The sequence below is a fragment of the Streptomyces sp. NPDC047130 genome (assembly GCF_040643475.1).
Lineage (GTDB): Bacteria > Actinomycetota > Actinomycetes > Streptomycetales > Streptomycetaceae > Streptomyces.
Map to the genome: position 1 here is coordinate 1 of NZ_JBEYUK010000012.1, position 13,756 is coordinate 13,756.

A 13,756-nucleotide genomic window follows, 5' to 3' on the forward strand; every position below is an offset into this window, starting at 1 on the left:
GTCCACGAAGCCGATGCCCTTCTCGGCCAGCTCCGCGGCGTGCTTCTCGTCGTCCGTCCAGCGCGAGTTGCCGCCGTCCACCACCACGTCACCGGCGTCCAGCAGCCCCGACAGCTCGTCGATCACCGACTGGGTGGCCGGGCCGGCCGGGACCATCACCCACACCGCCCGGGGCGCGTCCAGCGAGTCGGCCAGCTCCGCCAGACTGGCCACGTCGGAGAGGTCCGGGTCCCGGTCGTACCCGATCACGGTGTGGCCCGCGCGGCGGATCCGCTCGCGCATGTTGCCGCCCATCTTGCCGAGACCGATGAGTCCGAGCTGCATGTCGTCCACTTCCTCCTGTTGGTCCTCCGACGGGTCCGCCGCTGCCGCCCGCACCGGGCGGCGGCACCGCTCCCGTCCCGTCACACGGCCCGCGTCCCGGCCCGCTCGCCCGCGCCCGCGTCGCCGCGCAGGGCGATCTCGTACATGTCGTCCGCGTCCAGCCGGCGCAGCTCCTCGGCGATCAGCTCCGAGGTCGGCCGGATCTTCAGCGCGAGGTTGCGCGGCGGCTGTCCGGGCAGCGTCAGCGTGGCCAGCGGGCCCTCCTCCCGGACCACCGACACGTCCCCCTGGTCGGTCTCCAGCCGCACGGCGGTGATCGCCGGACCCCCCGAGGGCCTGACCTCCCCCGGGACCCGGAGCCTGGCCCGCAGCCAGCGCACCAGCAGTTCCGCGCTGGGGTTGCCGGGCTCCGCCTCCACCACCACGCCGCGCACCGGGGCGCGCTCCTGGTCCAGGGCCGCGGCCAGCGCCGAGCGCCAGAGCGTCAGCCGGGTCCACGCCAGGTCGGTGTCCCCGGGCGCGTAGTGGGCCGCCCGCAGCTCCAGGGCGGCGAGCGGGTCGGCGCCGGCGTCCATGTCGGTGATCCGGCGCTGCGCCAGCGCCCCCAGCGGATCCTCGGCGGGGCTCTCCGGCCCCTCGACCGGCCACCACACCACCACCGGCGCGTCCGGCAGCAGCAGCGGCAGCACCACCGACTGGGCGTGCTCCCGCACCTCGCCGTAGAGCCGCAGCACCACCGTCTCGCCCGGGCTCGCGTCCGCCGCCACCCGCACCTCCGCGTCCAGCCGCGGGTGGGTGCGGTCCCGCGGGCCGCGCGGGTGCCGCCGGATCACCACCAGGGTGCGCGACGGGTGCTCCTGCGAGGCCTGCCGCGCCGCCTTCATGGCGTCGTAGGCGTACTCCTCGTCGATCACGACCACCATGGTCAGCACCATGCCGACGGCCGGAGTGCCCGACGCCCGGCGCGCGTGCAGCAGCGCCTTGTTGACGTCTCCGGCCGTGGTGTCGGTGAGATCCAGTTTCATGGCCTGCGCCAGCTCCGTCCGTCTCGTGCGAGCATCTCGTCGGCCTCCGGGGGACCCCAGCTTCCCGCCTGGTACTTCGCGGGTACGCCGTGCGTGGCCCAGTACTCCTCGATGGGGTCAAGGATCCTCCAGGACTCCTCGACCTCCTCGGTGCGGGGGAACAGGTTGGCGTCACCCAGCAGCACGTCCAGGATGAGCCGTTCGTACGCCTCGGGGCTGGACTCCGTGAAGGACTCGCCGTAGGCGAAGTCCATCGAGACGTCCCGGATCTCCATGGAGGTGCCCGGAACCTTGGAACCGAACCGTACGGTCATGCCCTCGTCGGGCTGGACCCGGATCACCAGCGCGTTGGAGCCGAGCTCCTCCGTGGCCGTGGAGTCGAACGGCGAGTACGGGGCGCGCTGGAACACCACCGCGATCTCGGTGACCCGGCGGCCCAGCCGCTTGCCGGTGCGCAGGTAGAACGGCACGCCCGCCCAGCGGCGGTTGTCGATCTCCAGCTTGATCGCGGCGTACGTGTCGGTGGTGGACGACGGGTCGATGCCGTCCTCCTCCAGATACCCCAGCACCCGCTCGCCGCCCTGCCAGCTTCCCGTGTACTGGGCCCGCACGGTGTGCTCGCCCAGGTCCTCCGGCAGCTGCACCGCCCGGAGGATCTTCAGCTTCTCGGTCAGCAGCGACTCCGCGTCGAAGGCGGCGGGCTCCTCCATCGCGGTGAGCGCCAGGAGCTGCAGCAGGTGGTTCTGGATGACGTCCCGCGCCGAGCCGATGCCGTCGTAGTAGCCCGCCCGGCCGCCGATGCCGATGTCCTCCGCCATGGTGATCTGCACGTGGTCGACGTAGGAGCGGTTCCACACCGGTTCGTACATCTGGTTGGCGAAGCGCAGCGCCAGGATGTTCTGGACGGTCTCCTTGCCCAGGTAGTGGTCGATGCGGAACACCTGGTCCGGGTCGAACACCTCGTGCACCAGCGCGTTCAGCGCGCGGGCACTGGCCAGACCGTGACCGAACGGCTTCTCGATGACGGCCCGCCGCCAGGAGCCCCGCGGCGCCCGCGCCAGACCGTGCTTCTCCAGCTGCTGCACCACCCGGGGGAAGAACCGCGGCGGCACCGACAGGTAGAAGGCGTAGTTGCCGCTGGTGCCGCGCGAGGTGTCCAGCTGCTCGATGGCCTCACGGAGCTGTTCGAACGCCCCGTCGTCGTCGAAGTCGCCGGGCACGAAGTGCATGCCCTGGGCGAGCTGCTGCCAGACCTCCTCGCGGAACGGGGTACGGGCGTACTGCTCGACGGCGTCGTGCACCACCTGGGCGAAGTCCTGGTCCTCCCACTCCCGGCGTGCGAAGCCGACCAGGGAGAAGCCCGGCGGGAGCAGGCCCCGGTTCGCCAGGTCGTACACGGCGGGCATCAGCTTCTTGCGGGAGAGGTCGCCCGTGACGCCGAAGATGACGAGTCCGGACGGGCCCGCGATGCGGGGGAGCCTGCGGTCCCGGGGATCGCGCAGCGGATTGGTCCTGCCCAGGAAGGGACCGCCGGCCCCGCGGCGCGCGGTGCCCACCGTTCCGGTCGCTTCGGTCAATGTGATCATCTACTTTCTCGTCGGACGGGTGAGGGCGGACGGGTGAAGGCCGAGTACCGCGCCGGGCCGCGGGCCATGCGGCGACGCCGCTCCGCCCGTCTCCCCGCAGGTCAGGGCGGCGCCCCCGGTCACCCCGAGAGGGGTTCCCGTCCTCGCCGGGGCCCACACCGCGCCCCGCGGGCCCGTCCCCGTCCGCCGGCCGCGTTAGGTTGGCGGGATGAGGCTCACGATCGTTGGTGGGGGCGGCTTCCGGGTGCCGCTCGTGTACGGGGCGCTGCTGGCCGACCGGGGGCCCGGGCGGATCACCCGGGTGGCGCTGCACGACGTGGACGCGGGGCGGCTCGCCGCCGTGGTCCGGGTGCTGGCCGAGCAGGCCGGGACAGTCGCCGACGCCCCGGAGGTGGTGGCCACGACCGACCTGGCCGAGGCACTGGCCGGCGCGGACTTCGTGTTCTCGGCGATCCGCGTCGGCGGCCTGGACGGCAGGGCGGCCGACGAGCGCGTGGCCCTGGCCGAGGGCGTCCTGGGCCAGGAGACGGTGGGGGCGGGCGGTGTCGCCTACGGCCTGCGCACGGTGCCCGTGGCGGTCGCCCTGGCCCGGGAGGTCCGGCGCCACGCCCCCGACGCCTGGGTCATCAACTTCACCAACCCTGCCGGACTGGTGACCGAGGCGATGTCCCGCACCCTCGGCGACCGGGTGATCGGCATCTGCGACTCGCCGGTGGGCCTCGGCCGCCGGCTCGCCCGGGTGCTCGGCGTCGACCCGGACCGGGCCTTCGTCGACTACGCGGGGCTCAACCACCTCGGCTGGGTCCGCGGCCTGCGCGTCGACGGAGAGGACCTGCTGCCCCGGCTGCTGGACGACCCGGACCTGCTGGGATCGTTCGAGGAGGGCCGCCTGTTCGGCGCGGACTGGCTGCGGGCGCTGGGCGCCGTCCCCAACGAGTACCTGCACTACTACTACTTCAACCGTGAGACGGTCCGCGCCTACCAGGAGGCGGATCGGACCCGCGGCGTGTTCCTGCGCGACCAGCAGGCCCGCTTCTACGCGGAGGCGGGCCGCCCGGGGGCGCCGGCGCTGGAGCTGTGGAGGAACACCCTGGCCGAACGCGAGGCCACCTACATGGCGGAGAACCGCGACACGGCGGGGGCGGGAGAGCGCGAGGAGGAGGACCTCTCCGGCGGCTACGAGAAGGTGGCGCTGGCCCTGATGCGGGCCATCGCCCGGGACGAGCGGACCACGCTCGTCCTCGACGTCCGCAACCGGGGCGCCCTGCCCGGCCTGGACGAGGACGCCGTCGTCGAGGTGCCCTGCCGGGTGGACGCGAACGGCGCCCAACCGGAACCCGCGGCGCCGCTGCCCGGCCACGCGGCCGGACTGGTGACCACGGTCAAGGCGGTGGAGCGCGAGGTCATCACCGCGGCGGAGACCGGCTCGCGGGCGGCGGCGCTCAAGGCGTTCGCGCTGCATCCGCTGGTCGACTCGGTCACCGTCGCGCGCGAACTCCTGGACGGCTACCGCGAAGCCCACCCGGGTCTCGCCTTCCTCAGGTGAGACCCGGGGCCCCCGGCTTCATGGTGGGGCGGGTGCCGCACTCCCCCGGGCGCGGCGCCCGCCCCATCCCCCGCACCGTTAAGAGCGGGACGGACGCCGTCTGATACACCCTCCGCGAAAAAACTTCTTCCGCGCGTCCCCGTCAGGCGGGCGCGCCCGCCGCCGCCGAGGCGGAGGACGCCGTCGGGGCCCCCGCCTCGGGGGAGGCGGACTGGGCCGGAACGGTGCGCAGAGCCGCCGGGAGTTCCTCCTCGTCCCAGGGCGCGCCCGCGGGCCGCAGCCGCTGCGGGCCCGCGACCACGGCGTAGTCCGCGCCCAGGAACGGCGGTCGCAGATCGCCGGGGTCCTCGCCCAGCGCCAGCCGGACCGCCGCCCAGGGGGCGTTCAGTCCGCACAGGGAGAGCTGGTGGAGCCCGCCGGCCGCACGGGTGTTGACGTCCAGGAGGACCGGTTCCCCGCGGAACACGCGGAACTGGACGTTCGCCAGATGGTGCAGCCCGAACCGCCCGGCCACCAGCCGCGCCGGGGCGATCCACCGCTCGTCCAGGGTGAAGCCCCGCCGCCGCCCGTTCTTCGTGCGGCCCACCGCCATCCGGACGCGGTCGTCCGTACCGGTGAGGCAGTCCACCGAGACCTCCGGCTCCTCGAGCCGCGGCATCACCAGCCAGTTGACCTCGTCACCGGAGGCCCGCACCGCCCCCAGCACCATGTCGAGCGGGACACGGGGGCTCGGGAAGCCGTTCAACTGGTCCGCCGAGAACGGCTCGCGGGTGACGATCCGGAACCCGACCCCGCCCGCGCCGGCGGCCGGCTTGAAGCAGGCCTCGTGACCGTCGGCCTCCAGCTTCTCGACGGCGACGACCAGTTCGTCCGCCGTGCGCACCCGGAACCACGGGGGCACCGGCACGCCCAGCGCGGCGACCCGCTCGTACGCGGTCGCCTTGTCCTGGAAGGCGGCCACCCCCTCGGGGGTCGGCGCCAGCAGTGCCGTGCCCAGGGCCGCGAACTCGGCGCGGTGCCCGACGATCGCCTCCTGGTGCAGCCGCGGCACGAACACGTCGATGCCGCGCCGCGCGCACTGGTCCAGCGCGAACTCGACGTAGGCCGCGGGGGAGAGGCCCTCCGGCTCCATCGCCGCCGTGTCGGCGGCGGCCAGCACCGGCGAGTCCGGGTCCCCATGGGTGGCGTGGATCTCCACCGCCCGGTCCTGCGGATTTCTCCGCAACTGCTCCATGAAGAAGACGTTCTCCGCGTACGTGCGGTTGAGCCAGACGCGTACGCGAGAGATCATTCAGGCCGCCTTTCGGGTGTGCGGGCACGGCGAAGCCGCCGGGCCGGCCGGGACGTGGACGCGGGGACACCGAACCGCCGGGAGAGAACCCAGGGGCACTGCGGTGGTGTTGGGCCGATCATAGAGCTTCGTGGGACGCGTCACTGCTACGCGTGTGTTACGGAATGCCCTACCGCGTGTCGTGCGCCCGCCGGCGCCCCCGGACCGACCCGCGTGGCACGCGGCCGCTACCGGCCCACCCGCCGGAGGAACATCTCCTCGTTGCCCGCCAGTCCGGCGTCGCGCAGCGCCCGGTCGGCCTCCTCGAGCACCGCGGGCGGCACCGGCGCGGGCCCTCCCGCCTGGGCGAACGCGGCCCGGACCGCGCCCAGCAGCCGCAGATAGGCCTGCGCGGCGCTGCGTTCACGGTCGGTCGGCACGGTGGTGGTGGTCATCCTCGGCAACTCCTCGGCCGGTCGTCGGATCCTTCCCACCAGCCTGCCGCGCGGCACTGACAGCGCGTCACGCCCGTAACGCGCGGAGCGCCAGGGAGAGCCGCACCAGATCCTCCGGGCCCTCGGCGGGCGGCACGGCCGTGCCGTGGCCGGCGGTGTCCGCGTCCCTCGCCGCCCCGTGGGCCCGGACCGCCTCCAGCACCATCACCGCGTCGGCCTGGGCCCCGGCCCGTTCCGCCCCCGCCCCCGACGCCACCGCCGCGGCGCGGGCCCGTTCGCGCACCACCGGGTCGAAGTGCGGGCACAGCACCAGCAGGGCGTCGTGGATCTCGGCCTGCCGCCGCACCGCCCGCAGCGACGGCGGGGACCACCACCCCAACCGCACGGCGGCCCTGCCCTCCTCACCGGCGGCGCACACCGGCCGCAGCTCCCGCCACAGCGGGGTGAGCGCGTGGTAGGAACGCCACGCCAACCACACGTCCCCCAGCAGCCTGGCCGGCAGCGACCACAGCAGCGGCAGCGCGAAGCCCGCCGCGCTCAGCACCCCGCCCAGCGCGGCCAGCGCAGGAGCCCCCCAGGTGCTCAGCCCGTCGAGGTTCCCGCCCGCCCAACGCGCCCCCACCGCGACCAGCTTGGCGACCGCGTAGAGCGCGCACAACCCGAAGCCCAGGGCGATCAGCAGCAGTGACGACCGCAGCGGCCGGCCGCCCACCCGGCGCCGCCAGCGCAGGCACAGCACGTTCATCGCCACCCCCGCCGTCAGCAGGGACAGCAGGTACAGCAGCACCATCTCGCGCAGGAACGGCGTCGTCGCGTAGTACGTGTCGAAGTCCCGCAGCCGCTCCACCGGGGCGTCGCCCAGCGCGAACAGCACCACCATCACGGCGATCACCGCGCCGAAACCCGCCGTGCAGCGGACGGTGAGCCGGCGCGCCACCCCCGGAGGGCCGCCGCGCCAACTGACGATCAGCACCAGGCCGGCCGCGCAGACGGCGGTGAGGAGCGCGTACACCAGCGGGGCCGAGACGTTGGGAACCCCGGTCAGCCGGTTGACGGCGACGATGGTGGGCGGCGCGGCGAAGGCGAACGCCAGGGCCGTGAGCAGCAGCAGCGCGCACACCGAACGCACCAGCGGATCCCGCCAGGAGGCCGCGCTGCGGCCCTTGAGGACCAGGGGCACGGTCATCGCCAGGGCGGGCACGTAGTAGCTGAGGTCGTTCACAGGGCGTCCGCCCCGCGCCCCGCCCCGCCGCCGGCCCCGCCCAGGGACGCCTCGATCCGGCGCACCAGCCCGTCGGGCCACGACGGGTCGTGGACGGCCGGGACCGCCGGATCGGGGACCGGCGGCGCCGCCGGCGTCCACGCGCGGAAACGGCTCGCCAGCAAGAGGCCGAAACGCTCCGCCTCCGCCTCCTCGCGCCGGTCGAACCGGGTCCGCGCGGCGACCTGCACCCCGTCCACCGGGCCGCCCCGGTGACCGGCCGCCATGTGCCACAGCTCGTGACCCAGGATCACCAACTGGTGGCCCGGCGCGGTGCGTTCCTCGACCACCACGACGTCCTGGTCGGCGAAGTCGATCCACAGGCCGCTGGCCGTGCCCGGCGGGAACACGGCCGTGCGGAAGCGCACCGGACGGCCCCGCAGCCCGCTCATCACCGAGCAGAGCGCCCGGTGGGTCTCCTCCGGTCCGGCGGCGGCCGGAAGGCGCAGCCCGGCCAGCAGCGCCTCGCACAGGCGGGCCATCTCCCTGCGGGTGCGCAGCGTCCTGATCACGCCCAAGGTCACGGCCCCGGCCGTCGGACGTTCTCCAGCAGCATGTCCAGCCACTCGGCGACCTTGTCGCGGTGCTGGTCGGTGGGGAGCTGCGCGGCCCGCCAGGCGATGCCGCGCACACCGTGGTCGCGCAGCAGGCGCTCCAGGGCGTCCTCGCCCACCTCCGCCCCGTCGTCCGCGGGGGCGGACACCGCGGCGGCCGGAGCGGCGGGCGGCGGCGCGGGATCCCGGCCCTCGTGGTCGGCCAGGCGCCGCAGCAGCTCCCGCTCGGTGCGCTGCAGCGCGTCGGCCAGCGCCTCCGGGTCCTCCGCGGTCAGGAAGCCCGCGTGCACGCCGAAGAACCGCTGCAGGGCGTCGCAGTGCTCCATGGTGGGCCGCCGGTCGCCGTTGAGCAGGGCGCCGGCCTGCTGGCGGGACATGCCCGCCCCGTCGGCTATCTCGCGCTGGGTGTAGCGGCGGCCGTCCGGCCTGAGGCGGGTACGGCGCAGCAGGTCCAGCCGCTGCAGGAAACGGGTCTGCACATCGCGCTCGCCGCCCGCCCGGCCGCTCAGCAGCGCCTTCACCGTGCCCTCGGGGACCCCCGACGCCGCGGACAGCCGCGCCACGTCGAAGACCTCGCCGCGCGGCATCCCGAGGCGGTCGGCCAGCGAGGTCACCCGGGCCGTCACCGCCCGCAGCGGGGCGGTGTCCCCGGCGCCCCGGTCCTCCATGTCACCAGCCACCGCGATCTCTCCCGCGTCCCGTCCGTCCGGACCTGGTGAGACTAGCCCGGCACCACGCGACCCTCCAGGTTCCGCCACAACTGTGGCCGGATCCAGCCGTCAACACCCCTGAAATGCCACAATGGTTGACACGCGCTGCTCCCGACGGCAAGGATCGGGGCGCCGACGGGGCCGGAGCCGAGAGGGGGACCTCCCGATGACAGCTCGGGCTGGAGGCCGGCGCCCGGAGCCGCGGCCGGGCCCCGACGAGGCCTACCTGCGGGACTACGCCGCCCTCCTCGAGGGCGTGGCGTTCCCCTCGGTACTGCTCGACCGCCGCTGGGACGTCGTGCTCGCCAACACGGCGTTCACCGAGCTGTTCCGGCCGGTCGGGCCGCATCCCACCGCCATGCCCGGCGACAACTTCCTGCGCTTCGTGCTCTTCCACCCCGACGCCGGCCTGGTGCTGGCCGACCGCGAGGTCCGGTGGTGCCTGCCCGCCCTCGCCCGCTTCGCCTTCCTCAGCGAGCGGCACGCGGACGACCCGGTGCTCCAGGCGGTCCGGCGGGAGATCGCCGAGGACCCCCTGATGGAGGCCGCCTACCGGCAGGGGCTTCCGCACTGGACCCATCTGGTGGGGGAGCGCGCCGCCCGCGAACACGACGGCGCGCTAAGGCCGTTGGTGTGCCCGGGGAGTCAGGGGGCGGTGCTCGAGTGCCGCCTGGTGGTGGAGACGCCCTCCGCCCTCGCCGAGCTCGGGTACGAGCGGATGACGCTGGTCCTGCCCGAACCCGCGCCGGAACCGGAGCCGGACCCGCGGGCCGTCCGGCCGGTCCGGCAGGGGCGGACCCGGGGGCACCTGTCGCTGGTGCACCCGGCCCAGCACGACGTCCAGCACGACGTCCAGCCCGACGTCCAGCACGACGCGGACTGAACCCGCCCGCCCGGCGCGCTCCCCGGCGGACGGCGGGGTCGCTCCTCCTCCACCGTGGCCGCGGGCCGCGCGGCGGTGGCTGTCGCCCCCGCCCGGGGGCCGCCGAAGTCCGTGCCCTCCTCGCCGCGGCGCGGCGGTCCGCGACGCGCGAAGGGGCCGGTCCCGTGCTCCCGCGCACCGGACCGGCCCCTCGCGCCCCGTCAGACCTCCTTGCCGGTACCCGGCGCGGCCCCCAGCTCCGACTCCTCGATGCCGTCGACGACCTCGTCGATCACCGACAGGTCCTCACCCGCGTCGATGCCGAACCGGACCACCACCATGCGCCCGGGGTCGGCCGGGGAGGGGAACGCCACCGACTCCACGATCCCGTCGGCGCCCTTCTCGGTCACCGCCGACCAGCGGACCCGGTAGCCCTTCTGTCCGGCCACCGTCACCGGACCGGCGTCCAGCTCCTTGTGCGAGGTGATGGAGCCGTAGGTGTCGCCGCCGTAGGAGTCCTCCATGTTGGAGGCGATGTCGGCGAGCGCCACCTCCTGCGCGGAGCCGTCCAGCCCCAGGCCCTCCGCCCCCAGCGAGTAGGCGCCGCCCGGGGTGCAGTCCTTGTCGGGGGCGCCGGGGCAGGGATAGGTCTCGTCGAAGCCGATCTGCGCGCCCGCGTCGTGCGAGGAGCCCGTCCAGCCGTCCGGCAGCGGAAGGCTGATGCCGTTCGCCGGGTCGGGCACCGGTCCGTCGGTGATCTCCTCGGAACTCCCCGGCGCGCCCTCCTCGCCGGGCGCGCCGTCGTCGCCCGGACCGCCCGGCTCCTGCGACGCGGACGCCGAGGACCGGTCCCCGTCCGACTGGTTCATCACCAGCACGGCTCCGGCCGTCCCGCCGGCCACCACCACGACCGCGGCGACGATCCCGGCGACCAGCGCGCCCCGTCGGCGCCGGGGAGCCGGCGGCACGCCGTGGACCGGGTAACCCTGGTAGGCCGGATACGCCGGAACCGTGAAGTCCGGCCCGGCCGGTGTGGGAAGGGCCGCGACGGCCTGCGCCGAGGCCCCGGCCGCGGGAGGCCCCGGCGGCACCGGCACGCCCGCGGGCAGGGTGTGCTGCGTCCACGCGCCGCCGTCCCACCAGCGCACGCCGCGGGGGCCGTCACTCGTGTGCCCGGGATCCGGGTACCACCCGGGAGGAATCGCCTGCGTCATGCGTCAAAGGTATGGGGCAGGCGTGAAGAAGGAACCGGAGGGTCGGCGAAGAGGCGATACCCGGTCCCGCACCCGCCCCGGCGGGACGGCGCCGCTCCCGCCCGCGCCGGGCGTCCCCGCCCGGCGACACTTCCCGCGGAACTGATCGTCGTCCGGCGCGCGGCGGGCTAGGCTCGGACCGCATACGTCGTCCGGGTGACCTGGGGAGGGGTCGGAATTGACGGAGGAACGGCCCGGTCCGGCCTCGCTCTGGGAACGCGACGACGAGGTCGCCGCGATCGAGCAGGCCGTCGACGCCCTGTGCACCGGGCACGCCCCCGCCGGGCGCTTCCTCGTTCTGAGGGGCGACGCCGGCCTCGGCAAGACGACGTTGCTCGCCCGGGCCCACCGCATCGCCGAACTCCGCGGCTGCACCGTCTGGTCGGCACGCGGCGGCGAGACCCTGCGGTCGGTCCCGTACAACGTGGTGCGCCAGCTCCTGCAGCCCGCGCTGCTCGGACTCCTCCCCGAGGAGACCCGCGAGTACCTCGGCGACTGGCACGACATCGCCGGTCCCGCCCTCGGCCTCGCCGAACCCGGCGCCGGGCAGCCCGACCCCGGCTCGGTCTGCGACGGCCTGGTCACCGTCCTGCGCCGGCTGGCCCGCCGCGAGTACCCGCTGGTGCTGCTGGTCGACGACGCCCACTGGGCCGACCTGGAGACCCTCCGCTGGCTGGCCGAGCTCGGCCGGCGCCTGGAGGACACCTCCGTCCTGGTCATCGTGGCCAGCCGCCCGGACGGGGCGGGCGGGGAACGGGCCGCCTACCTCGACCGGATCGTCGACGTCGCCGGGTCGGTCACCTCCCTCCAGCTGCTCACCCCGCAGGCCACCGCCGGGCTCACCCGCGCCACGGTCGGCGAACACGCCGACGACCCGTTCTGCCGCGAGGTGTGGGCCGTCACCGGCGGCAACCCGTACGAGACCGTGGAACTCCTCGCCAAGGTCCGCGACTGCGAGATGGAGCCCGTCGAGGCGTCCGCCCACGAACTGCGCGACCTCAACCGCGCCGCCCGCGGCGGCGGCCTCGTCTCCCGCCTCGACAAACTCGGCATCGAGGCCACCCGGTTCGCCTGGGCCGCGGCCATCCTCGGCGCCGGCATCACCGTCGACCTGGTCGCCCAGCTGGCCACCCTCACCCCGGCCGCCGCCGGGCGCTGCGCCCGCATCCTCTGCGAGGCCCGCATCCTCACCACCCCCGACCCGCTCAACCAGCAGGCCGGCGACGGCGAGCTGGAGTTCACCCACCCGCTCATCGAGTCCGCCGTCTACAACTCGATACCGGACAGCCTGCGCACCGCCATGCACGGCATCGCCGCCCGCATCGTCACCGACTCCGGCCGCGGCGCGGCCGCCGCCTCCCGGCACCTCCTCCAGGTCCACCCCGACGACGACCAGGAGGTCGTCGAGCAGCTCCGCGAGGCGGCCCGCGCCCACCTGGCCGTCGGAGCGCCCGCGGCCGCCCGCGCCTGCCTGGAACGCGCCCTCATGGAACCCCCGAGCCCCGAGGTCCACCCCCGGGTCCTCTACGAGCTCGGCTGCGCCACCCTGCTCACCGCGCCCGCCGTCACCATCGCCCACCTGCGCGACGCGCTCGCCCTGCCGGGGCTCGACGTCGGCCGGCGCGTCGACGCGGTGGTCCGGCTCTCCCAGGCGCTGCTCCACAACGACCAGGTCGGCGAGGCCGTGCGGACCGTCGAGGCGGAGGCCCGGCGGCACGCCCAGGGCCCCGCCCGACTGCGGCTCCAGGCCTGCCAGTTCCTCTGGCAGGGCATCCACGCCGCCGAGGTCGACTCCCCCGGCCGCTCCCGGCACCTGGCCGAACTCGCCGCCGCCTGCACCGGCCGCGACAACTCCGAGCGCGCCCTGCTGATCCTGCACGGCTTCGACGTCCTGATGCGCGGCGGCGACGCCGACGAGGTCGTGGCGATCTGCGACCGCGCCCTCGTCAACGGCCGGCTCGCCCCCGGCCTGAGCTGGACCGACAGCGACTGGGGCTTCGAACTGCCGCTGATGATCGCCGCCATCTACGCGTACACCGACCGCCTGGACCGCGCCGAGGCGCTCTTCTCGGAGGCGGTCCGCGAGTACGACACGGCCGGCTGGAGCGGCGGCCACGTCTCGCTCTCCTACGGCTACCTCGGACTCGCCCTGCGCCGCCGGGGACGGCTGCGCGAGGCGGAGTCCACCCTGCGCGAGGCGCTGCGGCTCGCCGACCGGGTGGGGCACCGGCTGCCGCTGCACTGGACGGCGCTCTGCAACCTGATCGACACGCTGATCGCGCGCGGCCACCACGACGAGGCCATGGAGGTCGCCGAGCGCTACCGGTTCGGGGCGCCGTACCCGTCCACGATCCTGCTGCCCGACGCGCGGTCCATCCGCGGCCGGCTGCTGCTGGCGGCCGGGCGGGTGGACGAGGCCGTCGAGGAACTCGAGGCGGCGGGGCGCACCGCCGCCGAGCGGGGGCACCGGAACCACCTGGTCGCCCCCTGGGCCGCCGACCTGGCGCGGGTGCTGGCCGACCGGGACCCGGAGCGGGCGCGGGAACTGGCGGCGACGGTGCGGGCGGGGGCGGAGCGGTTCGGCACGTGGACGGCGATCGGGGAGGCGTTGCGGTGCGAGGCGGCGCTCGCGCCGCGGCACCGGGCGGTGGAACTCGCGGCGCGGGCCGCGAAGTTGCTGGAGGAGTCGCCGTGCCAGTACGAGCACGCGGTGGCGCGGGTGGAGTACGGGGAGCTGTCCGGTTCGGTCGCCGAACTGCGGCGGGGGCTCACCCTCGCCGACTCCTGCGGCGCCGACGCCCTCTCCCGCCGCGCCCGCGCCGCCCTCGACCGCCTGACCACCGCGACCTGATCCCGTCCCCGCGGTCCCCCGCGCCCGGTCCGCGGGACGGCGGGCGACCGCGGGGACGG

The 13,756-nt window shown here is 75.2% G+C and carries 12 protein-coding genes; 3 read left to right on the plus strand and 9 right to left on the minus strand.

Features of this window, described 5'->3' with window-relative positions; genetic code table 11:
* From ABZ836_RS16430 to zwf, 3 genes are all read right to left on the minus strand, one after another.
* On the minus strand, positions 1-378 hold a 378-nt coding region (locus tag ABZ836_RS16430; RefSeq protein ID WP_356138783.1), incomplete at its 3' end, for an NAD(P)-binding domain-containing protein.
* A gap of 26 nt (positions 379-404) precedes the next feature.
* On the minus strand, positions 405-1,349 hold the full coding sequence (opcA, locus tag ABZ836_RS16435) for a glucose-6-phosphate dehydrogenase assembly protein OpcA (protein WP_361142682.1): 945 nt from the start codon (positions 1,347-1,349) through the stop codon (positions 405-407).
* Positions 1,346-2,935, minus strand: coding sequence for a glucose-6-phosphate dehydrogenase (gene zwf / locus ABZ836_RS16440; protein WP_356138729.1), 1,590 nt, complete (start codon positions 2,933-2,935; stop codon positions 1,346-1,348). Before zwf ends, opcA begins: the two co-directional genes overlap by 4 nt.
* Positions 2,936-3,143: 208 nt before the next feature.
* Here zwf and ABZ836_RS16445 point away from each other — a divergent pair, with 208 nt between their 5' ends.
* On the plus strand, positions 3,144-4,481 hold the full coding sequence (locus ABZ836_RS16445) for a 6-phospho-beta-glucosidase (protein WP_361142685.1): 1,338 nt from the start codon (positions 3,144-3,146) through the stop codon (positions 4,479-4,481).
* A 142-nt stretch (positions 4,482-4,623) separates the two neighbouring features.
* Here the strand turns inward: ABZ836_RS16445 and ABZ836_RS16450 are convergent, their stop codons facing one another.
* From ABZ836_RS16450 to ABZ836_RS16470, 5 genes are all read right to left on the minus strand, one after another.
* A complete protein-coding gene (locus ABZ836_RS16450; RefSeq protein WP_356138733.1) occupies positions 4,624-5,772 on the minus strand; it encodes an ATP-grasp domain-containing protein in 1,149 nt (382 codons plus the stop codon).
* A 227-nt stretch (positions 5,773-5,999) separates the two neighbouring features.
* Positions 6,000-6,206 (minus strand): hypothetical protein, encoded by a 207-nt coding sequence (locus tag ABZ836_RS16455; RefSeq protein ID WP_356138734.1) that lies wholly within the window; start codon positions 6,204-6,206, stop codon positions 6,000-6,002.
* Between the two features lie 67 nt (positions 6,207-6,273).
* The gene (locus ABZ836_RS16460) at positions 6,274-7,428 is read right to left on the minus strand and encodes an MAB_1171c family putative transporter (protein WP_361142688.1); all 1,155 of its coding nucleotides are present in this window, start codon (positions 7,426-7,428) and stop codon (positions 6,274-6,276) included.
* Positions 7,425-7,949 carry an ImmA/IrrE family metallo-endopeptidase gene (locus ABZ836_RS16465; RefSeq protein WP_356138785.1) on the minus strand — a complete coding sequence of 175 codons (525 nt, stop codon included), beginning with the start codon at positions 7,947-7,949 and terminating at the stop codon, positions 7,425-7,427. Before ABZ836_RS16465 ends, ABZ836_RS16460 begins: the two co-directional genes overlap by 4 nt.
* 38 nt (positions 7,950-7,987) lie before the next feature.
* A complete protein-coding gene (locus ABZ836_RS16470; protein WP_356138787.1) occupies positions 7,988-8,689 on the minus strand; it encodes a helix-turn-helix transcriptional regulator in 702 nt (233 codons plus the stop codon).
* Between the two features lie 208 nt (positions 8,690-8,897).
* Between ABZ836_RS16470 and ABZ836_RS16475 the strand changes: the two genes are divergently transcribed.
* Positions 8,898-9,614 (plus strand): hypothetical protein, encoded by a 717-nt coding sequence (locus tag ABZ836_RS16475; protein ID WP_361142691.1) that lies wholly within the window; start codon positions 8,898-8,900, stop codon positions 9,612-9,614.
* Positions 9,615-9,814: 200 nt separating this feature from the next.
* Here ABZ836_RS16475 and ABZ836_RS16480 read toward each other — a convergent pair whose 3' ends face one another.
* Positions 9,815-10,807 carry a DUF2510 domain-containing protein gene (locus ABZ836_RS16480; RefSeq protein ID WP_356138739.1) on the minus strand — a complete coding sequence of 331 codons (993 nt, stop codon included), beginning with the start codon at positions 10,805-10,807 and terminating at the stop codon, positions 9,815-9,817.
* Positions 10,808-11,024: 217 nt separating this feature from the next.
* Between ABZ836_RS16480 and ABZ836_RS16485 the strand changes: the two genes are divergently transcribed.
* Positions 11,025-13,697 (plus strand): AAA family ATPase, encoded by a 2,673-nt coding sequence (locus tag ABZ836_RS16485; RefSeq protein WP_361142694.1) that lies wholly within the window; start codon positions 11,025-11,027, stop codon positions 13,695-13,697.
* Positions 13,698-13,756 lie beyond the last annotated feature (59 nt).